Genomic DNA, 22,117 nt, shown 5'->3' with positions numbered 1-22,117 from the left:
GGGGTGGGCGTGGCGGCGCTCTTTTTTGTAGGATGCGCCATGACCCAGCACATCGGAATCGTCGGATGCTCCGCCGAAGGCGCGGCGCTCTGCTACCAGACCATCTGCGTGGAGGGCGCCCAGCTGCTGGGCCCGCATGCGCACCCCGAAGTCTCGATGCACACGCCCTCGCTCGCCGACTACATGGCGCACATCTACCGCGATGACTGGCGCGGCGTGGGCGAGGTGATGCTGGCATCGGCCAACAAGCTCGCGAAGATCGGCGCGAGCTTCCTCGTCTGCCCCGACAACACCATTCACCAGGCGCTGCCCTTCATCGAGTCACGCTCGCCGCTGCCGTGGCTGCACATCGCGGAATGCGTGGCCGAAGAGGCCGCGCAGCGCGGTTTCAAGCGCCTGGCCATCACGGGCACGCGTTGGCTGGTCGAGAGCGAGGTCTATCCCGAGAAGCTCTCGGCCAAGGGGCTCGCCTACGTTCGGCCTGCGGCGCAAGAGCGCGAAGAGATCAACCGCATCATCATGGAAGAGCTGGTCTGCGGTGTCTTCACGCCCGACGCCGTAACGGCCTTTCGCCGCGTCATCCAGCGCATGAAGGACGAGGACGGCTGCGATGCGGTGGTGCTCGGCTGCACCGAGATTCCGCTCATCATGAACGACGTGAACTCGCCGCTGCCGACACTCGATTCGACGCGCCTCCTGGCGCGCGCGGCGCTGCAGCGCACGGTGCAGGGCCGCGCCTCGGGCTGAGGCCGCGGCAGGCGGCTCAACCGGCCAGGAACGCTTCGATCAGCCCGGCCACGCGCTGCGGCTGGTCGTGGTGCAGCATGTGGCCTGCGTCGTCGAGCCGCTCGATGCGCACCGAAGGCACGGACGCGAGCCGCTGGTGGAACTCCTCGAGCGTGTAGCGGTTCTTCCACCAGCCTTGCAGGCTGTCGTCCGCCGCTTCGATCATCAGCGTGGGCGCCGAGATCCGCGCATAGAGCGCGAGCGTCTCGTCGACGCGGAAGATGTTGGCGTTGATGATCTTGTGCCCCGGGTCGCCGAGGATCTCCCAGCGCTCGCTGCCGTCGGCCTGCGGGCGCAGCGCCGACCAGTGGCCGGCGAGCCACTTGGCCTTGTCGGCCGTGAGGCGCGGGTTGGTCTTCATGAGCCGCCGCGCCACGCCCTCGACCGCCGAGTAGCCGGCCAGCGCCATCTCGCCGCGGTGCAGCCGCTTGAGCTCGTCGATCCATTGGCCGTAGCGCGCGGGCGCTTCCTCGGGCTTGCGCGACGGCATGCCGAAGCCTTCGAGGTTGACGAGGCGGCGGATGCGCGCGGGCCTTGCGCCCGCGTAGTGCATGGCCACGTTGCCGCCCATGCTGTGGCCGACCAGGTCGACCGGCCGCGCCGCCTCGCCTTCGCCCGCATAGTGGTCGAGCAGCCATTCGAGGTCGGCCATGTAGTCGGGCAGCCAATAGTTGTCCACGCCGCCGCCGTCGGTGAGGCCGAAGCCGCGCCAGTCGGGTGCGACGATGAAGCGATCTTCGGCCAGCGCATCGACCACGAACTGCCAGGAGGCGGCCACGTCCATCCAGCCGTGCAGCAGCACCAGCGGCGGCCGCGCGGCCGAGGGCTCGCCCCAGAGGCGCACGTGGTAGCTGAGGTTGCGCACGGGAACGAATTCGGTGCGCGAGGGACGGAGGGCTTGGTACATGGGCGCCGATGATACGGAGGCCGGCGCCGGCGCGCAGTCCGGCACAGGACAGCCCTCCGCCCGGTTTTTTTGCCCTGGGCCAGCGCATTGCGGGGGAGGGCGGTAGCATCCCGCGCATGAAAAAAATCCAACTCGGCCAGAGCGACCTGCACGTCACCCCGATCTGCCTGGGCACCATGACCTTCGGCGAACAGGTGGACGAACCCACTTCCCACGCCATCTTGAGCCATTCGCTCGCGCGCGGCGTCGATTTCATCGACACGGCCGAGATGTATTCGGTGCCGACGCGCAAGGAGACTTTCAGCGTCACCGAAACCATCATCGGCAACTGGTTTGCGGCCAATCCCGGTGCGCGCCAGAAGATCACGCTCGCCACCAAGGTGGCGGGGCCATCGCGCGGCATGCCCTGGGTGCGCGAGGGCAGCGGCATGACGCCCGAGGACATCGAGGCTTCGTGCAATGCCAGCCTCAAGCGCCTGAAGACCGAGGTCATCGACCTGTACCAGATCCACTGGCCCGAACGCCACGTGCCGGCCTTCGGCAGCATCTACTACGACCCCGCCAAGGAAAGTTCCAGGACGCCGATCCGCGAGCAGCTCGAAGCGCTGGGCAAGCTGGTGAAGGCCGGCAAGGTGCGCGCCATCGGCCTCTCGAACGAGACGCCCTACGGCGTGCACGAGTTCGTGCGGCTGGCCGAGCAGCATGGCCTGCCGCGCGTGGCCACGGTGCAGAACGTCTACAACCTGGCGAGCCGCGGCCTGGAGAACGGGCTGGACGAAACGATGCACCGGCTGGATGTGTCGCTGCTGGCGTATTCGCCGCTGGCTTTCGGCTTGTTGACCGGCAAGTACGACAAGAGCGGCATCGAGGGGCCCGACGCGCCCAAGGGCGCGCGCATTTCGAGCTACGAGTCGGTGCGCAAGCAGCGCTGGGGCCGTCCCGACGCGCTGAAGGCGGCGCGCCTGTACAACCAGCTCGCGCGCGACAACGGCCTGACGCCGGTGCAGCTGGCCCTCGGCTTCTGCTATACCAAGTGGCAGGTGGCCAGCACGATCATCGGCGTGACCACGTTGGCGCAGCTCGACGAAGACATCGATGCCTACGGCACCACGCTCTCGCCCGAGGTGCTGGCCGAGATCGACAGGATCCGGTGGGAGATCCGGGACCCGGCCGCGTGATCAAGAAGACCCACGTTTCTGAAACCCCTGCCACGCAGCTGCTGCGCGCGAACAAGGTCGCCTTCACCGAGCATCCCTACGAGTACCTGGAGCACGGCGGCGCGCAGCACAGCGCCGAGGTGCTTGGCTTCGACCCCTTCACCGTCGTGAAAACGCTGGTGATGCAGGACCAGGACGCCAGGCCGCTCATCGCGCTGATGCACGGCAACCGCACCGTGTCGACCAAGAACCTGGCGCGGCAGATCGGCGCCAAGTCGGTCGAGCCCTGCAAGCCCGAGGTCGCGCAGCGCCACAGCGGCTACCTGGTGGGCGGCACCTCGCCCTTCGGCACGCGGCGCCAGATGCCGGTCTATATCGAGTCGAGCATCCTGGAACTGCCGAAGATCGCGATCAACGGCGGACGGCGCGGCTACCTGGTGGGCATCGACCCGCAGGTGTGCGTGTCCTTGCTGGGCGCCACGCCGGTGGAGTGCGCGCTGGCAGAATAGCCGGCCCGGCTGTCGGGACCGAATAAGAACATCCATCCTTCGTGGAGCGCCGCCCTTGAGCTTTCACCTGCCTTCCCTCCTGGCCATCGTGGCTTCCTACCTGATCGGCTCGCTGTCCTTCGCGGTCATCGTGAGCAAATCGCTCGGCATGGCCGACCCGCGCAGCTATGGCAGCGGCAACCCGGGCGCCACCAACGTGCTGCGCTCGGGCAAGAAGGGCGCGGCGCTCGCCACCCTGCTGCTCGATGCGCTCAAGGGCTGGCTGCCGGTGTTCCTGATTCGCCACTTCGGCGCGCAATGGGGCCTGGGCGAAGGCGTGGCCGGGCTGGCCGGCCTTGCGGCCTTCCTGGGCCACCTGTACCCGGTATTCTTCGGATTCCAGGGCGGCAAGGGCGTGGCCACCGCGGCCGGCGTGCTGATGGGCATTGCGCCCTGGCTCGGGCTGGCCACCGGCGCCACCTGGCTGATCATCGCGGTGTTCTTCCGCTATTCGTCGCTGGCGGCGCTGGCGGCGGCCTTCTTTGCGCCGGCCTACTACCTGCTGGGCGGAAACATTGCGTGGCCGCTTGACCGCACGGTGCTGATTGCGATCATCATCATGAGCTTGCTGCTGGTCTGGCGGCACCGCGAAAACATCCGCCGGCTCGCGGCCGGCACGGAGTCGAAACTCGGCTCGAAGAAAAAGGCTTGAACACCATGGCATCCATCACCCGCCACCACGTCGGTCCGCGCCTCTCGGAAACGGCCGTGCACAACGGCACCGTCTACCTGGCGGGCCAGGTGCCCGACGACACCTCGCAGGACATCCGCGGCCAGGCCACGCAGGTGCTGGCCATGGTCGAGCGCCTGCTGGCCGAGGCGGGCAGCGACAAGTCGCGCATCCTCATGGCGCAGATCTTCCTGGCGGACATCACCGACATCACGGCCATGAACGAGGTCTGGGATGCGTGGATTCCCGCCGGCAACACCCCGCCGCGCGCGACGGTGCAGGCCAAGATGGCCAATGCGGCCTACAAGATCGAGATCGTGGTCACGGCCGCGCAGCCCTGACGCCAGCGCTCAATAGCGTTTCTCGAGGACCATCTGGTCCGCGTCGCGGCGCATCGAAAAGCGATTGATGAAGCTGTTGCCCAGCAGCACGAAAGGCATGGGCTGCGGCGAGACGATGGCGTCGATGTCATACACCTCCACGTCGCCCACGCGCACCGACTGCAGCCGCAGCTTGTAGCCGCTCGCCACGCCGTTGGCGGTGCTCATCTGCACGCGCTGGCCCTTGCTGTAGTCCAGCCCGATGCGCTGCGCGTCGGCGGCCGACATCGCGACCGAGGTGGCGCCGGTGTCGAGCATGAAGGTGACGGGGCGGCCGTTGATGGCGCCCTGCGTCATGAAGTGGCCGCGGCTGTCGGCCGGCAGCACGATGCGGCTGCCGGTGCCCGTGCCGCCCCCGCCGCCGATGCTCACGGGCGTGTCCATGCGCAGGTTGAGGCGCTTGCCCTCGAGCTCGACCACCGCCAGCTCGGCCTGCAAGGACACGAGCTTGACGCCCTGGAAGGTTTCCCCGACGGCCACGGTCTTGGGCGGCGCGCCGTCCACGATCAGGATGGCCCGGCTGCCGATGGTGCCGGTCAGCATGACCGAGCTCGCTGCATGCGCGCCCGCAGCGGCAGCCAGCAGCTGCACCGCGACGACGAGGGATTTCATCCGCGGCTCAGTCGCGGAAGTTGTTGAAGGACAGCGGCATGTCGGGCACGTCCTTCTTGATGAGCGCCATGGCGGCCTGAAGGTCGTCGCGCTTGGCGCCGGTGATGCGCACCGCGTCGCCCTGGATGGCGGCCTGCACCTTGAGCTTGCTGTCCTTGATGATGCGGGTGATTTTCTTGGCCTGCTCGGTCTCGATGCCGCTCTTGACCTTGATGACCTGCTTGACCTTGTCGCCGCCGATCTTCTGGACGTCGCCCTTGTCGAGAAAACGCACGTCGACGCTGCGCTTGGTGAGCTTGGCCCGCAGGATGTCTTCCACCTGCACAAGCTGGAACTCGGCGTCGCCGATCATGGTGATTTCCTTGTCCTTGAGCTCGACGGCGGCGGCCGTGCCCTTGAAATCGAAGCGCGTTGCGATTTCCTTGGCGGTGTTTTCGACCGCGTTCTTCACTTCGGGCAGATTCGGTTCGCAGACGGTATCGAAAGACGGCATGGACTCCTCCTGGATTCACGGGTGCTGGATGCGACAATTCTCCCATGATCGTGGAGAACAACGTCCCGCTGCAGCCGTACAACAGCTTCGGCATCGTCGCGCGCGCGCAGAACCTGGTGCGCATCGCCAGCGAGGAAGACGTGGCCGCGCTGCGGGCCGATGCCCGCTGGCGCGACGCACCCCGTTTCGTCCTGGGCGGGGGCAGCAACATCGTGCTCACGGGCGACGTGAAGCCCCTGGTGCTGAAGGTCGAGATCAAAGGGCTGCGGCTGGTCGAGGAGACGCCGCGCGCCTGGATCGTGGAGGCCGGCGCAGGCGAGGTCTGGCACGACGCCATCCAGTGGATGCTCGCCCATGGCTACCCGGGGCTCGAGAACCTGGCGCTCATCCCGGGCACGGTGGGCGGCGCGCCGGTGCAGAACATCGGCGCCTACGGCGTCGAACTGCAAGACCGCTTCGATTCGCTCGACGCCATCGACCTGGACACCGGGCGCAGCTTCACGCTCGATGCCCTGCAGTGCGCCTTCGGCTACCGCGACTCGGTGTTCAAGCACGTGCGCAGCGGGCCGAACGATTTCGGGCTCTCGGGCCGGGCGCTGATCACCCGCGTGCGTTTTCGCCTGCCCAAGCCGTGGAAGGCCGTGGTGGGCTACCTCGACCTGGAACGCAAGATGGAGGAGAACGGCAACTTCACGCCAAGCCCCACCGACGTGTTCGACTGGGTCTGCGCCATCCGCCGCGCCAAGCTGCCTGACTGGCGCGTGCTGGGCAATGCCGGCAGCTTCTTCAAGAACCCGACCGTCACGCCCGAGCAGTGCGCCGACATCATCGCGCGCGACCCGAAGATCGTGCACTACCCCATGGACGACGGCAGCATCAAGCTCGCGGCCGGCTGGCTCATTGACGCCTGCGGCTGGAAGGGCAAGTCGGTCGGCAATGCCGGCGTCTACGAAAAGCAGGCGCTGGTGCTGGTGAACCGCGGCGGCCTGGAAAACCCGGTTACTGGCGGCGAGGTGATGACGCTGGCCAAGGCCATCCAGACGAGCGTGTACGAGCGCTTCGGCATCCGGCTGGAACCGGAGCCGGTGGTCGTCTGATGGAGCTCGACTTCCTGCACCTGAACTACCGGCGGCGCATCGCCGCGCTGATCTGGGCCCGCCGGGCGATCGTGCTGGGCGCGCTGGTCGCGGTGTTCTTCACCTTCAAAAGCGGCGGCCGGGTGGTGCTGGTGCCCCTGGTGCTGGGTGGATGGCTTCTTGCCGCCACGCTGGGCTACATGGAATCGAGCATGCGCCGCCAGTTCATCCGCGAAGCGCGCATGCCGCCGTTTCTCATCGGCAAGCTGCGCGCGGCGCACCCCGGGCTCAGTATTCGCGATGCCGAACTGGTGCTGCGCGGGCTGCGCCAGTTCTTCATGGCCCACCTGCGCAGCGGCCGCAAGTTCGTCGCCATGCCGTCCAAGGTGGTCGACACGGCGTGGCACGAGTTCATCCTGCACACGCAGGGCTACCAGAACTGGTGCCACGCGGCCTTCGGCGGCATGCTGCACCACAGCCCGGCCGAGGTGCTGGGCAAGGACCCGAAGCGCAACGACGGCCTGCGCCGCAGCTGGTACTGGGCCTGCAAGGAAGAGAGCATCGACCCGCGCAAGCCCGCGCGCCTGCCGCTCCTGTTTGCGCTCGACGTGAAGTTCGGCATTCCGGGCGGCTTCGACTACGTGCCCGACTGCAAGGCGGTCGACCGGCACAACGGCTCCGACGCCCATTGCGGCACCAGCTTCGGTGAATCGTCCTCCTCGGACGGCGGTAGCGCGGGCGATGCCAACGGTTTCGGCGGCAGCGAAGCGAGCAGCGGCGGCGATGGCGGGGGAGGGGACTCCTCGGGCGGCGACGGCGGCGGTTGCGGCGGTGGGTGCGGAGGAGGCGGCGGCGACTGACGGCACGCACGCCTCGCGCACCACGCAAAACGGGCCCCGAGGGGCCCGTTGGTCATTGCAGGCAGCGCGTCGGCCTACTTGGTCTCGTCGTCGTTCGAAAGCCGCGGCACCGAGGTGCCCTGGCCCGGCGACAGCAGCCCGGTGCGGGTGTAGATGGCGAGCTTCTCGCGCGTGTCGACGATGTCGAGGTTGCGCATCGTGAGCTGGCCGATGCGGTCCAGCGGCGTGAACGCGCCGGCCACTTTTTCCATGCTCAGGCGTTCGGGCTGGTAGGTGAGGTTGGGCGACACGGTGTTGAGAATCGAGTAGTCGTTGCCGCGGCGCAGCTCGACGGTCACTTCGCCCGTGATGGCGCGCGCCACCCAGCGCTGGGCCGTCTCGCGCAGCATGATGGCCTGCGGGTCGAACCAGCGGCCCTGATAGAGCAGGCGGCCGAGCTTGCGGCCGTTGTCGCGGTACTGCTCGATCGTGTCTTCGTTGTGGATGCCGGTCACCAGGCGCTCATAGGCGATGAACAGCAGCGCGAGGCCGGGCGCCTCGTAGATGCCGCGGCTCTTGGCCTCGATGATGCGGTTCTCGATCTGGTCGCTCATGCCCAGGCCGTGGCGACCGCCGATGCGGTTGGCTTCCAAAATCAGGTCGACGAGGTTGGCGTGCTCCACGCCGTTGAGCGCGACCGGGCGGCCTTCCTCGAAGCGCACGCTGACGGTCTCGCGCTTGACCTCGACTTCGTCCTTCCAGAACGCGACGCCCATGATCGGCTGCACGATCTGCATGCCGCTGTCCAGGTGCTCCAGGTCCTTGGCCTCGTGCGTGGCGCCGAGCATGTTGGAGTCGGTGCTGTAGGCCTTCTCGGCCGACATCTTGTAGCCGAAGCCGGCCTGGGTCATGAACGCCGACATCTCGGCGCGGCCGCCGAGCTCGTCGATGAACAGCTGGTCGAGCCAGGGCTTGTAGATCTTGAGCGCGGGGTTGGTGAGCAGGCCGTAGCGGTAGAAGCGCTCGATGTCGTTGCCCTTGTAGGTGCTGCCGTCGCCCCAGATGTGGACGTCGTCTTCCTTCATGGCCGACACCAGCATGGTGCCGGTCACCGCGCGGCCGAGCGGCGTGGTGTTGAAGTAGGTGACGCCCGCGGTCGTGACATGGAAGGCGCCGGCCTGCAGCGCGGCGATGCCTTCGTTGGCAAGCTGAGCGCGGCAATCGATCAGGCGCGCGTTCTGGGCGCCGTAGAGCATCGCCTTGCGCGGGATCTCGTCGTAGTCGGGCTCGTCGGGCTGGCCGAGGTTGGCGGTGTAGGCGTAGGGGATCGCGCCCTTCAGCTTCATCCAGTGCAGCGCCGCGCTGGTGTCCAGGCCGCCTGAAAAGGCAATGCCGACCTTCTGGCCGGCGGGAACGTTTTGGAGAATGGTCGACATGGGGGTGTCCGGTTCGCGGTTCAGCCGAAATGGCAGATGTAGCTGTAGGGCTCGCCCGATACACGGATCTGGAAGCTCGAATTGCCCGGCACATTGAATTTCTGGCCAGGGCCCGCGGCGACCCATTCGGCGCTGCCTTCGAGCAGGTATTCGCAGCTGCCGGAGGTGCCTTCCATGATCTCGGGCGCGCCGGTCTTGAAGGTCAGCGTGGACGGAAGGATCACGCCCACCGATTTTTTCGTGCCGTCGGCCAGCGTGAGGCTGTGGCTCACGCACTTGCCGTCGAAATACACATTGGCCTTGGTTGCCACTGCGGCGCTGTTGAGAGTGTCGGTAGTCGTCGTCATTGGATGGCGCCGGCGCATGCGCGGCCGGCTTGTCGGGAACGCGCCACCGCGGCGGCGCACCCCCCGGGGTGGAAAAGTCCCCGATTTTAGGGCTTGGCCGCTACCGAACGTCCCGCCCCGGCCCCGGGCGACTCAACGCCAGTGGCGATAACCCCATCCGCCGCGGTAGCCGCCCCAGCCGCGCGAGTAGCCGAGGTTCAGCGAAATGCCGACCGGCGGGTACACGTAGGGCTGCGGATAGACGTAGCTCGGCTGCACGTAGACGGGGGCCGGGTACACCGGCGCCGGCTGCGCATAGACCGGGGCCGGCGCATTGGAGACCACCACGCCCGGCTCGGGTATCACGCTGTCCCAGGCCGACCCGCCAGGCTGCGCGTATTGCGGCGGCTGCTGGTATTGGGGCGGTTGCTGGTATTGGTATTGCTGCTGTGGCTGGCCCTGGCCGTAGGCCTCGACGGGGTAGGGCTGCAACTGGGGCTGGGGTGACACGGGGGCCGTCGTCACGCCGTAGGACCCGACCTCGACCGGGATCGTGGCGCCCGGACGGCTGGTGGTGCGGGTGGTGTACTGGCGCCCGTTGACCTCGTAGGTGACGTTGTAGCTGACGTCGCTGCCAGTGGTCTCGCGCACGGGGGTGGCCGAGATCACGCGGGCCTGGACCACCTGCTGGGCCTGTGCGACGCCGGCGGCACCTGCCGTCAGCAGGCCGGCCACCGAAAGACCGGCGAGGGTGCGAAAAACGTGTCTGTTCATGGTGTTCTCTCCTGCAGATCGAAGTTGGAGGCCGGCCGGCGCGAAGGGGTTCCGGGGTTTACAAGGCGTTCACAGCAGCAGTCCACGCTTCGGCGTCGAACCCTGTCGTAACGCCGGTTTCGGCGCCCCAGTTGACCACCGGCCGCTTGATGAGGCTGGGGTTGGCCAGCAGCACGGCGCGCGCGGACGGGGCGTCGACCACTGCGTTGCGCGTGGCCTCGTCGAGCTTGCGCCAGGTGGTGCCGCGGCGGTTCACCAGGGCTTCCCAGCCGGGCTCCTGGAGCCAGCGGTCGAGTTCGGCCTCGGGCACGCCCTGTTTCTTGAAATCATGGAAGGCGTAGGCGACGCCGTGATCGCCCAGCCACGCGCGGGCGCGCTTGACGGTGTCGCAATTGGGGATTCCGTAGAGGGTTGTCATGGTCGCCAATGATGCCGATAAAACGCGTGGCGCCGGGCCCTTCCCGGGTCGGCGACAATGCCGGCCTCCATGGAAACCCTTAACGACTGGCTCGCGCGCGCCGAGCAACTCCATCCGAAGAACATCGAGCTCGGCCTCGAGCGTGCCAAAGAGATGGCCGTCCGGATGAACCTGCGCTTCGATTGCCCGGTCATCACCGTGGCCGGCACCAACGGCAAGGGCTCGACCTGCGCCATGCTCGAATCGATCCTCCGGCATGCGGGCTACCGCACGGCGGTTTTCACCTCGCCGCACCTGGTGCGCTTCGAGGAGCGGCTGCGGCTTTCGGGCGAAGCGGTCGATGCTTCCAAACTGATAGCAAACTTCGAGGCGGTGGAAGTGGCGCGGGGCGACATGCCCCTGACGTACTTCGAGTTCACCACCCTTGGCATCCTGCGCTGCATGACCGAGGAGAAGCCCGACGTGGCGATCCTCGAAGTGGGCCTGGGCGGCCGGCTCGACGCGGTGAACATCATCGACACCGATTGCGCGGTCATCACCAGCATCGACCTTGACCACATGGACTATCTCGGACCCGACCGTGAAAGCATCGGATTCGAGAAGGCCGGCATCCTGCGTCCCGGCAAGCCCGCCATCGTGAGCGACCCGATGCCGCCGCAAAGCGTGATCGACCACGCGGCCGCCATTGGCGCCGACCTCTGGCGCTTCGGCCACGACTTCAACGTGTCGGGCGACAAGCAGCAGTGGGGCTGGTCGGGCCGCGGCCGGCGCTACAGCGGCCTGGCCTACCCGGCGCTGCGCGGCGCCAACCAGCTGCTCAATGCCGCGGGCGTGCTCGCGGCGCTCGAAGCGCTGCGGCCGCAACTGCCGATCACCGCGCAGGCGGTGCGCACCGGGCTTGCGATGGTCGAGCTGCCGGGCCGCTTCCAGATCGTTCCGGGCGAACCCGCGCTGGTGCTCGACGTGGCGCACAACGCGCATGCCGTCGCGGCGCTGGCCGAGAACCTCGACGCGATGGGTTTCTATCCCACCACGCATGGCGTCTTCGGGGTCATGGCCGACAAGGACCTGGCCCCGATCCTCGCGCGCATCGGCCCGATGATCGACCGCTGGTACTTCACCGACCTGCCGACGCCGCGCGCCGCCAGGGCGAGCGATCTGCTCGCGAGCTGGCAGGCGCAGAACACGCGCGCGGATGCCTCCGGCAGCGTGCATGCGGGACCGATGGAAGCGCTCCGCGCGGCCATCGAGCACGCGGACCCCGCTGATAGAATCGTGGTCTTCGGATCGTTCTTCACCGTGGGTGGCGTGCTGGAGCACGGCACTCCCCGGCTGCAAGCCAAACACCTGCTGCCCGGCGGCTGATCGCCGGACTGTCCGCACCACCTGGCACCACCTCGCTGCACTCCTTCAGGGATCGAACTTCATGGCGTTTTTCAAGTTCCGCACGCGCGGCCCGCAAGGCAACGAAGGACGCAGCGCACCGGCTGCCGTCCCGGCGGAAAGTGTCGAAACCATGCGTCGCCGCGCGCGGCACCGGCTGGTGGGCGCGGCCGTCCTGGTGCTGCTTGGCGTGATCGGATTTCCGCTTCTGTTCGACACCCAGCCGCGTCCCGTCTCGGTCGACATCCCGATCGAGATTCCCGACCGCAACAAGGTCAAGCCATTGCCCGTGCCCGCAGCGCCGGCACCCGCAGCGCCCACCACCGGCGCGGCCGACAGCGGCACGCGCGTGGCCGCGGCACCCCCGTCCACATCGAGCGGCGGCATGATCACCGAAACCGCCGACGGCACCGAGATCACGCCCGGCAAGCCGGCCGCCGCCACGCCACCGGCCGAGACCCGGCCCACCGCACAAGCCAAACCGGAGCCCAAGCCCGAACGCAAACCCGAGCCGAAGCCGGAACCCAAGCCCGAGCCCAAGCCGAAGCCCGAGGCCAAGCCGGAGCCCAAGCCTGAACCCAAGCCCGCGACAGCCAAGCCGGCCTCGGCCGAGGACGGCAACCGTGCGCGCGCGCTGCTCGAAGGCAAGCCGTCCAACACCAGCACCAAGCCCGCCGCCGCCGAAGACGGCGGCCGCTTCGTGGTGCAGGTCGGCGCCTTTGCCGATGCCGACAAGGCGCGCGAAGTGCGGCAGAAACTCGAGAAGGCGGGGCTCAAGACCTATGTGAACGTGGCCAAGACGGCCGACGGCGAGCGCACGCGTGTGCGTGTGGGCCCGTTCGGCTCGCGCGCCGAGGCGGACAAGGCCGCCGAGAAGGTCAAGGGCTTGTCTTTGTCGGCCGCCATCCTCACGTTGTAGTAGCCATCGCACGCCGCCGTGGCCTTGCTCGACTGGATTGCCGTCACGCTCATCGTCGTGTCGATGCTGTTCGGCCTCTGGCGGGGCCTGGTGTTCGAAGTGATTTCGCTGGCGGGTTGGGTGGCTGCCTTCTTTGCCGCCCAGTGGCTGGCGTCGGGGGTCGCGGCATGGCTGCCCTTCGGTGATCCGCAGGCCACCTGGCGCTATCCGCTGGCCTTTGTGCTGGTGTTCGTGGCGGTGGCGTTCGGCGTGGGCCTGGTGGCCGCGCTGACGCGGAAGTTGATTGCGGCTGTCGGCCTCAGGCCGGTGGACCGGTTGCTGGGTGGGGTCTTCGGCGCGGCGCGGGGTGCGGTTGCCCTGCTCGTGCTGGCGGTCATTGTTCATTTGCTGGCGTTGAGCGGCAGTGCCTGGTGGCACGAATCGCACAGCGCCATTGTTCTCGATGCGGCATTGCAGGGCCTGAAACCCGCGTTGCCTGAAAAGTTGGCAAGCTACCTGCCCTGAGAGGAATCGTTCATGTGTGGAATCGTCGGCGTTGTCAGCAGCGCACCCGTCAACCAGTTGCTCTATGACGCCTTGCTGCTGCTGCAGCATCGCGGCCAGGATGCGGCCGGCATCGTCACCCTGCTCGAACGCAAGTTCTTCATGCACAAGGCCAAGGGCATGGTGCGCGACGTGTTCCGCACCCGCAACATGCGCGGGCTGCCGGGCAGCGTGGGCCTGGGCCAGGTGCGCTATCCAACCGCGGGCAATGCCTACAGCGAGGAAGAGGCGCAGCCCTTCTACGTCAACGCACCCTTCGGCATCGTGCTGGTGCACAACGGCAACCTCACCAACGCCCATGCGCTGCGTGCGGAGCTGTTCTCCACCGACCACCGCCACACCAACACCGAGAGCGACTCCGAAGTGCTGCTCAACGTGCTCGCGCACGAGATCGAAGGCGCATCGCGCGGCGTGCCGCTGAACCCGGCCGAGGTGTTTGCCGCGGTCAAGAACATGCACAAGCGCCTGCGCGGCTCGTATGCCGTGGTGTCGCTCATCGCCGGCCACGGCCTCCTGGCTTTCCGCGACCCCTACGGCATTCGCCCGCTCTGCATGGGCCGCAGCGCCGACGGCACCGTGATGGTGGCCAGTGAATCGGTGGCGCTCGAAGGTTCGGGCCACGTGTTCGAGCGCAACATCGCGCCGGGCGAAGCCGTGTTCATCGACCTCGAGGGCAAGGTGCACTCGATGCAGTGCGCCGAGTCGCCCACGCTGAACCCCTGCATCTTCGAGTTCGTCTACCTCGCGCGTCCCGACTCGGTGCTCGACGGCATCTCGGTGTACCAGGCGCGCCTGAACCTGGGCGAGACGCTGGCCAAGCGCGTGGTGTCCACCGTGCCGCCCAACCAGATAGACGTGATCATCCCGATTCCCGAATCGAGCCGCCCGAGCGCCACCCAGCTCGCGCACCTGCTGGGCGTGCCGTACCGCGAAGGCTTCGTGAAGAACCGCTACGTGGGCCGCACCTTCATCATGCCGGGACAGGGCGTGCGCAAGAAGTCGGTGCGCCAGAAGCTCAACGTGATTGCGAGCGAGTTCAAGGGCCGCAACGTGCTCCTGGTCGACGACTCGATCGTGCGCGGCACCACCAGCCGCGAAATCGTGCAGATGGCGCGCGACGCCGGCGCACGCAAGGTCTACCTGGCCAGCGCCGCGCCGCCGGTGCGCTACCCGAACGTCTACGGCATCGACATGCCGACCAAGGACGAACTGGTGGCGCACGACCGCACCGTCGAGCAGATCCGCGAGCTGATCGGCTGCGACGCGCTGATCTACCAGGACGTGGACGCCATGAAGCGCGCCATCGGTTCGCTCAACGCCAAGCTCGACGGCTTCGACGCCTCCTGCTTCGACGGCGTGTACGTGACGGGCGACATCGACACCGAAGCCATCTCGCGCATGAACGGCAACCGTCCGCGCATCGAGGAGACCGAAGAAGATTCTTCGCGCCTGGCACTTCCCAATCACAGCGAGTGAGGGCTCAATTGACTGACGAACGCACCCTGCCGCCCGGCCTGCACCGCGACACGCTCGCGCTGCGCACCGGCCTGGCGCCGAGCCAGCACGGCGAACACTCCGAAGCGCTGTTCCTGACCAGCGGGTTCGTACAGCCCGACGCCGAGACGTCGGCGCGCCGCTTTGCGGGCACCGAAGCGGGCTTTACCTACACGCGCACTTCCAACCCCACGGTCACCAGCTTCGAGCAGCGGCTCGCGGCCATGGAAGGCACGGAAGCCGCCATCGGCGCTTCCACCGGCATGGGCGCGATCCTCATGATGTGCATGGGCCTGCTCAAGGCCGGCGACCACGTCGTGTGCTCGCGCTCGGTGTTCGGCTCCACGCTGAACCTGTTCGGCAAGGAGTTCGCCAAGTTCGGCGTCGAGACCACGTTCGTCTCGCAGACCGACGTGGCCGAATGGCGTGCGGCCCTCAAGCCCAACACACGGCTGCTGTTTGCCGAGACGCCGACCAATCCGCTGACGGAGGTGTGCGACATCCGCGCGCTGGCCGACCTTGCGCACGGCGCGGGGGCGCTGCTCGCGGTCGACAACTGCTTCTGCACGCCCGTGCTCCAGCGGCCGACCGAACTGGGCGCCGATCTCGTCATCCATTCCGGCACCAAGTACCTGGACGGCCAGGGCCGCGTGATGGCCGGCGCGATCTGCGGTCCGTCGAAGCTCATCGTCGACGTGTTCGGCCCGGTGGTGCGCACCGCCGGCATGGCGCTGTCGCCGTTCAACGCATGGGTGGTGCTCAAGGGCCTGGAAACGCTGGGCATCCGCATGCAGGCGCAGTGCGCCAATGCGCTCGCCGTGGCCCAGTGGCTCGAAGCGCAGCCCGGCGTTGCGCGCGTCTACTACCCGGGCCTGGCCTCGCACGCGCAGCACGACCTGGCCATGCGCCAGCAGTCGGGGCAGGGCGGCGCGGTGGTGTCGTTCGACGTGGTGGGCGACAACCCCGAAACCGCGCGCGCCAACGCATTCCACGTGATCAACAGCACGCGCGTGGTGAGCATTGCCACCAACCTGGGCGACACCAAGACCATCGTCACGCACCCCGGCACCACGTCGCACGGCCGCCTCACCGAAGCGCAGCGCCAGGCCGCCGGCATCAGCCAGGGGCTGATCCGCGTCGCGGTGGGGCTCGAGTACATCGACGACATCAAGGCCGACCTCTCTCGAGGTCTTGGCGGCCTCGGCACCCTGAAATCCTGATCGATCCAATGACCGGCAAAGTTCGCACCCGCATCGCTCCGTCTCCCACCGGTTTTCTTCACCTGGGCACGGCCCGCACCGCGCTCTACTCGTGGGCCTATGCGCGCCACCACGGCGGCGAGTTCGTGCTGCGCATCGAGGACACCGACGTGGCCCGCTCCACGCAGGACTCGACCGACCAGATCCTGGCCTCGATGCACTGGCTCGGCCTGGACTACGACGAGGGCCCGGTCTACCAGATGCAGCGCCTCGAGCGCTACCGCGAAGTCATTGCGCAGATGCTCGCGGCCGGCACCGCGTACCACTGCTACTGCACGCCTGCCGAGCTCGACGAGATGCGCGAGGCGCAACGCGCGCGCGGCGAAAAGACGCTGTACGACCGCCGCTGGCGTCCCGAGCCGGGCAAGGTGCTGCCGCCCGTGCCCGAAGGCGTGCCGCCGGTGGTGCGCTTTTGCAACCCGCCCGAAGGCGACGTGACCTGGAACGACCTCGTCAAGGGCGAGATCACCATCAACAACCGCGAGATCGACGACCTCATCATCCTGCGGCCCGACGGTGTGCCCACCTACAACTTCGCGGTGGTGGTCGACGACTGGGACATGGCCATCACGCATGTCTTCCGCGGCGACGAGCACATCAACAACACGCCCTGGCAGATCAACATCTTTCGCGCGCTGGGTGCACCGCTGCCTGCGTTCGGCCATGTGCCGGTGATCCTCGGCGACGACGGGCAGAAGCTCTCCAAGCGGCGCGGCGCGGTGAGCGTCACCGCCTACGAAGAGAACGGCTACCTGCCCGAAGCCATGCTCAACTATCTTGCGCGCCTGGGCTGGAGCCATGGCGACGACGAGCTCTTCACGCGCGAGCAGATGGTGAGCTGGTTCGACGGTTCGCACCTGTCGAAGAGTCCTGCGCAGTGGGACGCCGCCAAGCTGTCGTGGGTCAATGCGCAGTACATCAAGGCCAAGGCCGACGATGAACTCGCACCGCTGGTCGCGGCGCAACTGCAAAAGCGCGGCCTCGTGGCCGACGAACGCTTGCCCGCGATCTGCGCGCTCTTCAAGGACCGCTGCGAAACCACGGTGGCATTGGCCGACTGGGCCGCCGCGTTCTATGCCGACGTGACCGTGAGCGAAGCCGATCGCGCGCAGCACATCACCGATGCGGTGAAGCCCGTCATCGCCACGCTGGCCGAAAAGCTGGCGAGCGTGAGCTGGGAAAAAACTTCGATTGCCGCAGGCATCAAGGAAGTTTTGGCCGCACATTCTGTGAAAATGCCAGTGTTGGCAATGCCGGTTCGCGTCCTCGTGATGGGAACTGCGCAGACACCATCCCTCGATTCAGTGCTCGCAATTTTTTCTCGCGAAAAAGTCATCGAGCGTTTGAAAAGGGCCTGATTTTTCAGGCTATAATTTGAGGCTCGACACCCACACGGGGGTATAGCTCAGCTGGGAGAGCGCTTGCATGGCATGCAAGAGGTCATCGGTTCGATCCCGTTTACCTCCACCATCAAAGTGTCGAGAAGATAAGTGCTGATCTCAGCACGGTTCCTAAGGTTTTGACCCTATCGTCTAGAGGCCTAGGACACCACCCTTTCACGGTGGCTACCGGGGTTCGAATCCCCGTAGGGTCGCCAGTTTCGCGCAAGTGAAGCAGGCACAAGTCGTCAGCACTTGGCTCCGCAAGGAGTGAACGTTGTCTACCAGGAGTGGTAGTTCAGTTGGTTAGAATACCGGCCTGTCACGCCGGGGGTCGCGGGTTCGAGTCCCGTCCACTCCGCCAGTTCCGACAAGGGTTAGCAGATTCGCGTCTGCTAGCCCTTTTGTCTTTTCGGGCCTCCTGTTCTGGGAGGCTGAATTCCTATCGAACAACGCCTCGCTCGCCGCGAGCACCTTATTCAATTCCGATTGCGCAGATAAAGTAGTCTTGACTTATGAATTAGCGGAGACTAATATTTCCCCATGACTTCTGCCGCCCCCTTGGACACCGTGATGCGCACGCTCGCCGATCCCACGCGGCGCGCCGTGTTCGAGCGGATCGTGCGGTCCTCCGACGAGATCAGCGTTGCGGAGCTCACGCACGGCAGCGGCGTCACGCAGTCGGCCGTCTCGCAGCACCTGCGAGCCTTGAGACAGGCCGGCCTGGTGATCGACCGCGCGCAAGGGCGCAATGTCTTCTACCGCGCCGAGCCAAAGGGGCTCGCTCCCCTGGTCGACTGGATGGGGCACTACGGCGTGTTCTGGCGCGAGCGGTTTGCCGGCCTCCATGAACTTCTGAAAGAGATCGATCCATGAACCAAGTTGCCTCGCGTCCCGGCCTCCGGGACATCGTCGTCGAAGAAACTCTCGCGCACGCACCGGAGATCGTCTGGAAAGCATTGACCACCGGCGCCCTCATCGGGCGCTGGCTCATGGAGCCAAAGGGCTTCGAGCCTGTCGAGGGCAAGGAATTCACCTTCCAGACGACGCCCGCCGGCGAGTGGGACGGCGTCATCCGGTGCCGGGTGCTCCAGGTCGTTCCCAACGAATCGATCGCCTACGCATGGAAGGGCGGGCACCCGGGCAACGTCGGCTACGGCTCGCCGCTGGACACCGTGGTCACCTGGACCTTGGCGAAGACCGAAGGCGGCACGCGGCTGCGCCTGGTGCACGCCGGTTTCGTCACGCCGACGAACGACTCCGCACTCAAGTCGATGGGCGAGGGCTGGAAGAAGGTGGTGCCCGGCATCGGTGCCATCGCCCAGACGCTGCATTGAACGCAAGCCACGACGGCAAGAAACCACGAAAGGAAAACCGACCATGAGCGACGCTTATTCCGGCGGATGTGCCTGCGGCACCATCCGCTTCGAAATCTCCGATACGCCGGTGGGCATGAACGACTGCCAATGCCGCGACTGCCAGCACCGAAGCGGCACGGGCCACGGCTCGTACATGGCCTTCGCGTCGCGCGCCAAGGTCAAGCTGACGGGAGAAGCCCGGGAGTGGGACGTTGCCAGCGACGAAGGCACGGTCAAGCGGCACGCCTTCTGTCCGGTCTGCGGTTCGCCGGTCTACCTGACCTTGCCCGCCGCGCCCGATCTCTTCATCGTGCATGCCGCGAGTCTCGATGACCCGAGCCGCTACAAGCCCGACTTCGTGACGTATGCGGTGCGCGGCCATGCCTGGGATGCCGTGGACCCGGCGTTGCAGCGGTTCGACAGGATGCCGCCGGGCGCCTCTGCGGATTGACGGGTGGCGCCACCCGCGCGGCCTGCCTCACTCGCCCTTGCGTTCGTCGATGCTGCGCGCGAGGAACTGCCAGATCCGCTCGTCCTCGCTGAAGGCCACGTTGAAGCGCAGCCATCCATTCGGGCGAGGGCTCACCAGGAACAACTGTCCGGGGCCGAGCATGATGCCTTCCATGGCCGCGAGCCGCGACAGGTCCGCGGCATCGGTGATGTCCGGATGGCGCGCCCACAGGTACAGGCCCGCCGCGGGCTCGTGGAAAATCTCGAAGCCCTGCGCTTCCAGGCGCCGTGCCACGTTCGAATGCGCCTGCGCGAGCCGGTCGCGCAGCGACTTCAGGTGCTTGCGCCAGCGTCCGTCGGTCACCGCGCCGAAGACCAGCCGCTCCGTGATGTCCGACGAGGTGAGGCCCGACACCATCTTCAGCTGGGCCAGGTCTTCCATCAGCTCGGGCTGCGCCACCACGTAGCCGACCCGCAGGTTCGGTGAGATGGTCTTGGAGAAACTGCCGACATAGACCACCTGCCGCAGCTGGCTGAGGCTTGCGAGCGAGGGCCGCGACGAGGCGTCCATGTCGGCATAGATGTCGTTCTCGACCAGCGCGAACTGGTGTTCCTGCGCCAGCTGCAGCAGCCGCACGAGCTGCGGCATCGACGCCAGGGAGCAGGTCGGGCTTTGCAGACGCGGCTGCGTGAAGAAGGCCTTGGGCCGGTGCACCGCCAGCAGCGCCTCGAGAGCGGGCAGGTCGTAGCCCGTGGGCGTGCGCGGCACGCCGATGATGTGCACGCCGAGAAAGCGCAGCATGAACATCAGGTTGGGATAGCCGGGGTCGTCCACCAGCACCTCGTCGCCCGGCTTGAGCAACTGGCGCGCCACCAGGTCGAGCGCCTGGCTCGAGCCCTGGGTGAGCAGCACCTGGCCGGCCTCGACCGCGATCTGCCGCTCGCAGAGCGAATCGGCCACCGCCATGCGCAGCGCCATATGGCCGAACGGCAGGCCATAGCCGCCTATGTCTGTGCCGCCGGCTGCGAGGCTGCGCAGGCTGCGGCGCATGCCGTCCTCGAACAGCCAGTCGTGCGGCAGCCAGCCGCAGCCCGGCTTGAGCGGCAGGTTGCGGTTCTCGAAGATCTGCCGGAGGTACCAGCGCGCGTCGAAGCGCGGGTCGGATGGGGCCGCCGCGGGTCCGCCGCCGGCCGCGTTGTCGTCGCTGCGCCGCTTGACGAAGAATCCCGCGTTGGCGCGCGACACCAGGAGCCCCTGCGCCACCAGGCGGTCGTAGGCCTCCACCACCGTGAAGACGCTGACGCCATGGGCTGCGGCAAAGGCCCGGATCGAGGGCAGCTTGCTGTCGGCCTTGAGTTTCTGGGCGCCGATCAGCCCGCGCAGTCCCTCCACGATCTGACTCACGAGCGGAGTCGGCTGTTCGGGGTGAAGAATGAGCATCGAGGGTATCCCGGCAGGCCGATCTGCACCATATTGAGGAAAGTATGTACAGGATACAAGACCAGCACAGTCCGCAAAACCATCGCGTCCCCTGTACATGGCCGCAGCCGGACCCGAAACCTAAAGTGCCAGCTTCTTCATCCAGGCACAGGTCTTGTCCATGCAGCGCGAACCCCATCTCAGCAACGCCGCCCTCATGGCCCGCCGCAGCGCGGCCGTGGCGCGCGGCGTCGGCCAGGCCCATGAAATCTTCGTCAGCCGCGCCGTCAATGCCGAGGTGTGGGACGTCGAAGGCCGCCGCTACATCGACTTTGCCGGCGGCATCGCGGTGCTCAACACCGGGCACTGCCATCCGGAGATCAGCGCCGCCGTGAAGGCGCAGGTCGACCTCTATTCGCACACCTGCTTCCAGGTGCTGGCCTACGAACCCTATGTGGAGTTGGCGGAGCGCCTGAATGCGCTGGCGCCCGGCGGTTTCGCCAAGAAGTCGATCTTCCTGAGCACCGGCGCCGAGGCGGTCGAGAACGCGGTGAAGATCGCCCGCGCTTACACCCGCCGGCCGGGCGTCATTGCCTTTACCGGCGGCTATCACGGCCGCACGATGATGACGCTGGGCCTCACCGGCAAGGTGGCACCCTACAAAGTGGGCTTCGGGCCGTTTCCTGGCGAGGTGTTCCATGCGCTCTACCCCAATGCGCTGCACGGCGTGAGCGTGGACGACGCGCTGGCTTCGGTCGAGCTCCTGTTCAAGAACGACATCGAGCCCGAACGCGTGGCAGCCTTCATCCTGGAGCCGGTTCAGGGGGAGGGCGGCTTCTACGTCGCGCCCAACGATTTCGTCGAGGGCCTGCGCGCGCTCGCCGATCGGCACGGCATCCTGGTCATCGCGGACGAAGTGCAGACCGGTGCCGGCCGCACCGGCACCTGGTTCGCCAGCGAGCAATGGACCGTGGCGCCCGACCTGATCACCACCGCCAAGTCGATGGCGGGCGGATTCCCGATCTCGGGCGTGGTGGGCCGTGCCGAGGTGATGGACGCCCCGGCCCCCGGCGGGCTCGGCGGCACCTATGCCGGCAGCCCCATCGGCTGCGCCGCCGCACTGGCAGTGCTCAAGGTGTTCGACGACGAGCAACTGTTGGCGCGCAGCCGGGCACTGGGTGAAAGGCTCACGGCGAGCTTGCGCCGCATCGCGGCCGTCGAGCCCGCCATCGGCGACGTGCGGGGGCTCGGCGCCATGGTGGCCATCGAGCTGTTCGAAGAAGGCGACACCGCGCGGCCCGATGCCGCGCTGACCCGAAAAGTGGTAGCGGAAGCGGCGCGGCGCGGGTTAATCCTGCTGTCATGCGGCACCTACGGCAATGTAATTCGCGTGCTGGTGCCGCTGACGGCATCCGACTTGCTTGTGGACGAAGGCCTGGCGCTTCTCGCGGACAGCTTCGCCGCGCTGCGCTGACCGGTCACTTTTTCTT

General features: G+C 67.1%; 25 protein-coding genes and 3 tRNA genes. 20 read left to right on the top strand and 8 right to left on the bottom strand.

Going from position 1 to position 22,117, the window contains the following annotated elements; genetic code table 11:
* Positions 1 to 39 precede the first annotated feature (39 nt).
* On the top strand, positions 40 to 747 hold the full coding sequence (locus tag ABID97_RS21720) for an aspartate/glutamate racemase family protein (protein WP_354400661.1): 708 nt from the start codon (positions 40 to 42) through the stop codon (positions 745 to 747).
* 16 nt (positions 748 to 763) lie between these two features.
* Here ABID97_RS21720 and ABID97_RS21715 read toward each other — a convergent pair whose 3' ends face one another.
* Positions 764 to 1,693 carry an alpha/beta fold hydrolase gene (locus ABID97_RS21715; protein ID WP_354400660.1) on the bottom strand — a complete coding sequence of 310 codons (930 nt, stop codon included), beginning with the start codon at positions 1,691 to 1,693 and terminating at the stop codon, positions 764 to 766.
* 116 nt (positions 1,694 to 1,809) lie between these two features.
* On the opposite strand from ABID97_RS21715, the gene ABID97_RS21710 reads away from it, so the two are divergent.
* The 4 genes from ABID97_RS21710 to ABID97_RS21695 are packed head-to-tail and all read left to right on the top strand — an operon-like array spanning position 1,810 to position 4,409.
* Positions 1,810 to 2,871, top strand: coding sequence for an aldo/keto reductase (locus tag ABID97_RS21710; protein WP_354400658.1), 1,062 nt, complete (start codon positions 1,810 to 1,812; stop codon positions 2,869 to 2,871).
* On the top strand, positions 2,868 to 3,359 hold the full coding sequence (locus tag ABID97_RS21705) for an aminoacyl-tRNA deacylase (protein ID WP_354400656.1): 492 nt from the start codon (positions 2,868 to 2,870) through the stop codon (positions 3,357 to 3,359). Before ABID97_RS21710 ends, ABID97_RS21705 begins: the two co-directional genes overlap by 4 nt.
* Before the next feature lie 55 nt (positions 3,360 to 3,414).
* Positions 3,415 to 4,050 carry a glycerol-3-phosphate 1-O-acyltransferase PlsY gene (plsY, locus tag ABID97_RS21700; RefSeq protein ID WP_354400654.1) on the top strand — a complete coding sequence of 212 codons (636 nt, stop codon included), beginning with the start codon at positions 3,415 to 3,417 and terminating at the stop codon, positions 4,048 to 4,050.
* 5 nt (positions 4,051 to 4,055) lie between these two features.
* A complete protein-coding gene (locus ABID97_RS21695; protein WP_354400652.1) occupies positions 4,056 to 4,409 on the top strand; it encodes a RidA family protein in 354 nt (117 codons plus the stop codon).
* Positions 4,410 to 4,418: 9 nt separating this feature from the next.
* On the opposite strand, the gene ABID97_RS21690 is transcribed toward ABID97_RS21695, so the two are convergent.
* Positions 4,419 to 5,060: a retropepsin-like aspartic protease family protein gene (locus tag ABID97_RS21690; RefSeq protein ID WP_354400650.1), complete on the bottom strand. Its 642-nt coding sequence runs from the start codon at positions 5,058 to 5,060 to the stop codon at positions 4,419 to 4,421.
* Positions 5,061 to 5,067: 7 nt separating this feature from the next.
* Positions 5,068 to 5,553 carry a YajQ family cyclic di-GMP-binding protein gene (locus tag ABID97_RS21685; RefSeq protein ID WP_028259207.1) on the bottom strand — a complete coding sequence of 162 codons (486 nt, stop codon included), beginning with the start codon at positions 5,551 to 5,553 and terminating at the stop codon, positions 5,068 to 5,070.
* Positions 5,554 to 5,597: 44 nt separating this feature from the next.
* Between ABID97_RS21685 and murB the strand changes: the two genes are divergently transcribed.
* Positions 5,598 to 6,650, top strand: a complete 1,053-nt coding sequence (murB, locus tag ABID97_RS21680; protein WP_354400648.1) for a UDP-N-acetylmuramate dehydrogenase — start codon at positions 5,598 to 5,600, stop codon at positions 6,648 to 6,650.
* On the top strand, positions 6,650 to 7,489 hold the full coding sequence (locus ABID97_RS21675; RefSeq protein WP_354400647.1) for a glycine-rich domain-containing protein: 840 nt from the start codon (positions 6,650 to 6,652) through the stop codon (positions 7,487 to 7,489). The genes murB and ABID97_RS21675 overlap by 1 nt, the downstream gene beginning before the upstream one ends.
* A 74-nt stretch (positions 7,490 to 7,563) precedes the next feature.
* Here the strand turns inward: ABID97_RS21675 and argG are convergent, their stop codons facing one another.
* The 4 genes from argG to ABID97_RS21655 all read right to left on the bottom strand — a co-directional run bounded on the left by argG (position 7,564) and on the right by ABID97_RS21655 (position 10,422).
* On the bottom strand, positions 7,564 to 8,904 hold the full coding sequence (gene argG / locus ABID97_RS21670; protein ID WP_354400645.1) for an argininosuccinate synthase: 1,341 nt from the start codon (positions 8,902 to 8,904) through the stop codon (positions 7,564 to 7,566).
* Between the two features lie 20 nt (positions 8,905 to 8,924).
* On the bottom strand, positions 8,925 to 9,251 hold the full coding sequence (gene ppnP / locus ABID97_RS21665; RefSeq protein ID WP_354400643.1) for a pyrimidine/purine nucleoside phosphorylase: 327 nt from the start codon (positions 9,249 to 9,251) through the stop codon (positions 8,925 to 8,927).
* 132 nt (positions 9,252 to 9,383) lie between these two features.
* Positions 9,384 to 10,004: a hypothetical protein gene (locus ABID97_RS21660; protein WP_354400641.1), complete on the bottom strand. Its 621-nt coding sequence runs from the start codon at positions 10,002 to 10,004 to the stop codon at positions 9,384 to 9,386.
* 58 nt (positions 10,005 to 10,062) lie between these two features.
* Complete coding sequence (locus tag ABID97_RS21655; protein ID WP_354400640.1) at positions 10,063 to 10,422, bottom strand: ArsC family reductase; 360 nt, start codon at positions 10,420 to 10,422, stop codon at positions 10,063 to 10,065.
* 57 nt (positions 10,423 to 10,479) lie between these two features.
* Here ABID97_RS21655 and folC point away from each other — a divergent pair, with 57 nt between their 5' ends.
* From folC to ABID97_RS21595, 12 genes are all read left to right on the top strand, one after another.
* Positions 10,480 to 11,787, top strand: a complete 1,308-nt coding sequence (folC, locus tag ABID97_RS21650) for a bifunctional tetrahydrofolate synthase/dihydrofolate synthase (protein WP_354400638.1) — start codon at positions 10,480 to 10,482, stop codon at positions 11,785 to 11,787.
* Between the two features lie 61 nt (positions 11,788 to 11,848).
* Positions 11,849 to 12,724 (top strand): SPOR domain-containing protein, encoded by an 876-nt coding sequence (locus ABID97_RS21645; protein ID WP_354400637.1) that lies wholly within the window; start codon positions 11,849 to 11,851, stop codon positions 12,722 to 12,724.
* An 18-nt stretch (positions 12,725 to 12,742) separates the two neighbouring features.
* Entirely contained in the window at positions 12,743 to 13,228 is a 486-nt protein-coding gene (locus ABID97_RS21640; RefSeq protein ID WP_354400635.1) for a CvpA family protein, read from the top strand.
* Positions 13,229 to 13,240: 12 nt separating this feature from the next.
* Positions 13,241 to 14,743: an amidophosphoribosyltransferase gene (gene purF, locus ABID97_RS21635; RefSeq protein WP_354400633.1), complete on the top strand. Its 1,503-nt coding sequence runs from the start codon at positions 13,241 to 13,243 to the stop codon at positions 14,741 to 14,743.
* Between the two features lie 8 nt (positions 14,744 to 14,751).
* Complete coding sequence (locus tag ABID97_RS21630) at positions 14,752 to 15,981, top strand: O-succinylhomoserine sulfhydrylase (protein WP_354400631.1); 1,230 nt, start codon at positions 14,752 to 14,754, stop codon at positions 15,979 to 15,981.
* 8 nt (positions 15,982 to 15,989) lie between these two features.
* Complete coding sequence (gene gltX / locus ABID97_RS21625) at positions 15,990 to 17,378, top strand: glutamate--tRNA ligase (protein ID WP_354400629.1); 1,389 nt, start codon at positions 15,990 to 15,992, stop codon at positions 17,376 to 17,378.
* 36 nt (positions 17,379 to 17,414) lie between these two features.
* Positions 17,415 to 17,490 (top strand) — tRNA-Ala (locus ABID97_RS21620).
* 51 nt (positions 17,491 to 17,541) lie between these two features.
* Positions 17,542 to 17,617: transfer RNA gene (locus ABID97_RS21615), tRNA-Glu, on the top strand.
* 69 nt (positions 17,618 to 17,686) lie between these two features.
* Positions 17,687 to 17,763 (top strand) — tRNA-Asp (locus ABID97_RS21610).
* Between the two features lie 179 nt (positions 17,764 to 17,942).
* Positions 17,943 to 18,275 carry an ArsR/SmtB family transcription factor gene (locus tag ABID97_RS21605; protein WP_354400628.1) on the top strand — a complete coding sequence of 111 codons (333 nt, stop codon included), beginning with the start codon at positions 17,943 to 17,945 and terminating at the stop codon, positions 18,273 to 18,275.
* The gene (locus ABID97_RS21600) at positions 18,272 to 18,736 is read left to right on the top strand and encodes an SRPBCC family protein (protein WP_354400626.1); all 465 of its coding nucleotides are present in this window, start codon (positions 18,272 to 18,274) and stop codon (positions 18,734 to 18,736) included. The genes ABID97_RS21605 and ABID97_RS21600 overlap by 4 nt, the downstream gene beginning before the upstream one ends.
* 43 nt (positions 18,737 to 18,779) lie before the next feature.
* Positions 18,780 to 19,208, top strand: coding sequence for a GFA family protein (locus ABID97_RS21595; RefSeq protein ID WP_354400625.1), 429 nt, complete (start codon positions 18,780 to 18,782; stop codon positions 19,206 to 19,208).
* Positions 19,209 to 19,235: 27 nt separating this feature from the next.
* Here the strand turns inward: ABID97_RS21595 and ABID97_RS21590 are convergent, their stop codons facing one another.
* A complete protein-coding gene (locus tag ABID97_RS21590) occupies positions 19,236 to 20,648 on the bottom strand; it encodes an aminotransferase-like domain-containing protein (protein ID WP_354400623.1) in 1,413 nt (470 codons plus the stop codon).
* A gap of 160 nt (positions 20,649 to 20,808) precedes the next feature.
* On the opposite strand from ABID97_RS21590, the gene gabT reads away from it, so the two are divergent.
* A complete protein-coding gene (gene gabT, locus ABID97_RS21585; RefSeq protein WP_354400621.1) occupies positions 20,809 to 22,101 on the top strand; it encodes a 4-aminobutyrate--2-oxoglutarate transaminase in 1,293 nt (430 codons plus the stop codon).
* Positions 22,102 to 22,117 lie beyond the last annotated feature (16 nt).

It is taken from the genome of Variovorax sp. OAS795, assembly GCF_040546685.1.
Lineage (GTDB): Bacteria > Pseudomonadota > Gammaproteobacteria > Burkholderiales > Burkholderiaceae_C > Variovorax.
This window is presented reverse-complemented; position numbering and strand designations above follow the sequence as displayed.

Excerpts from the sequence above, each read along its gene's own strand:
- gltX (WP_354400629.1), top strand. The coding sequence starts at position 15,990 with ATGACCGGCAAAGTTCGCACCCGCATCGCTCCGTCTCCCACCGGTTTT.
- ABID97_RS21695 (WP_354400652.1), top strand. The coding sequence starts at position 4,056 with ATGGCATCCATCACCCGCCACCACGTCGGTCCGCGCCTCTCGGAAACG.
- ABID97_RS21660 (WP_354400641.1), bottom strand. The coding sequence starts at position 10,004 with ATGAACAGACACGTTTTTCGCACCCTCGCCGGTCTTTCGGTGGCCGGC.
- ABID97_RS21655 (WP_354400640.1), bottom strand. The coding sequence starts at position 10,422 with ATGACAACCCTCTACGGAATCCCCAATTGCGACACCGTCAAGCGCGCC.
- ABID97_RS21600 (WP_354400626.1), top strand. The coding sequence starts at position 18,272 with ATGAACCAAGTTGCCTCGCGTCCCGGCCTCCGGGACATCGTCGTCGAA.
- purF (WP_354400633.1), top strand. The coding sequence starts at position 13,241 with ATGTGTGGAATCGTCGGCGTTGTCAGCAGCGCACCCGTCAACCAGTTG.
- ppnP (WP_354400643.1), bottom strand. The coding sequence starts at position 9,251 with ATGACGACGACTACCGACACTCTCAACAGCGCCGCAGTGGCAACCAAG.
- folC (WP_354400638.1), top strand. The coding sequence starts at position 10,480 with ATGCCGGCCTCCATGGAAACCCTTAACGACTGGCTCGCGCGCGCCGAG.
- ABID97_RS21605 (WP_354400628.1), top strand. The coding sequence starts at position 17,943 with ATGACTTCTGCCGCCCCCTTGGACACCGTGATGCGCACGCTCGCCGAT.
- ABID97_RS21710 (WP_354400658.1), top strand. The coding sequence starts at position 1,810 with ATGAAAAAAATCCAACTCGGCCAGAGCGACCTGCACGTCACCCCGATC.
- ABID97_RS21645 (WP_354400637.1), top strand. The coding sequence starts at position 11,849 with ATGGCGTTTTTCAAGTTCCGCACGCGCGGCCCGCAAGGCAACGAAGGA.
- ABID97_RS21590 (WP_354400623.1), bottom strand. The coding sequence starts at position 20,648 with ATGCTCATTCTTCACCCCGAACAGCCGACTCCGCTCGTGAGTCAGATC.
- argG (WP_354400645.1), bottom strand. The coding sequence starts at position 8,904 with ATGTCGACCATTCTCCAAAACGTTCCCGCCGGCCAGAAGGTCGGCATT.
- ABID97_RS21595 (WP_354400625.1), top strand. The coding sequence starts at position 18,780 with ATGAGCGACGCTTATTCCGGCGGATGTGCCTGCGGCACCATCCGCTTC.
- ABID97_RS21715 (WP_354400660.1), bottom strand. The coding sequence starts at position 1,693 with ATGTACCAAGCCCTCCGTCCCTCGCGCACCGAATTCGTTCCCGTGCGC.
- ABID97_RS21690 (WP_354400650.1), bottom strand. The coding sequence starts at position 5,060 with ATGAAATCCCTCGTCGTCGCGGTGCAGCTGCTGGCTGCCGCTGCGGGC.
- gabT (WP_354400621.1), top strand. The coding sequence starts at position 20,809 with ATGCAGCGCGAACCCCATCTCAGCAACGCCGCCCTCATGGCCCGCCGC.
- ABID97_RS21720 (WP_354400661.1), top strand. The coding sequence starts at position 40 with ATGACCCAGCACATCGGAATCGTCGGATGCTCCGCCGAAGGCGCGGCG.
- ABID97_RS21675 (WP_354400647.1), top strand. The coding sequence starts at position 6,650 with ATGGAGCTCGACTTCCTGCACCTGAACTACCGGCGGCGCATCGCCGCG.
- ABID97_RS21685 (WP_028259207.1), bottom strand. The coding sequence starts at position 5,553 with ATGCCGTCTTTCGATACCGTCTGCGAACCGAATCTGCCCGAAGTGAAG.
- murB (WP_354400648.1), top strand. The coding sequence starts at position 5,598 with ATGATCGTGGAGAACAACGTCCCGCTGCAGCCGTACAACAGCTTCGGC.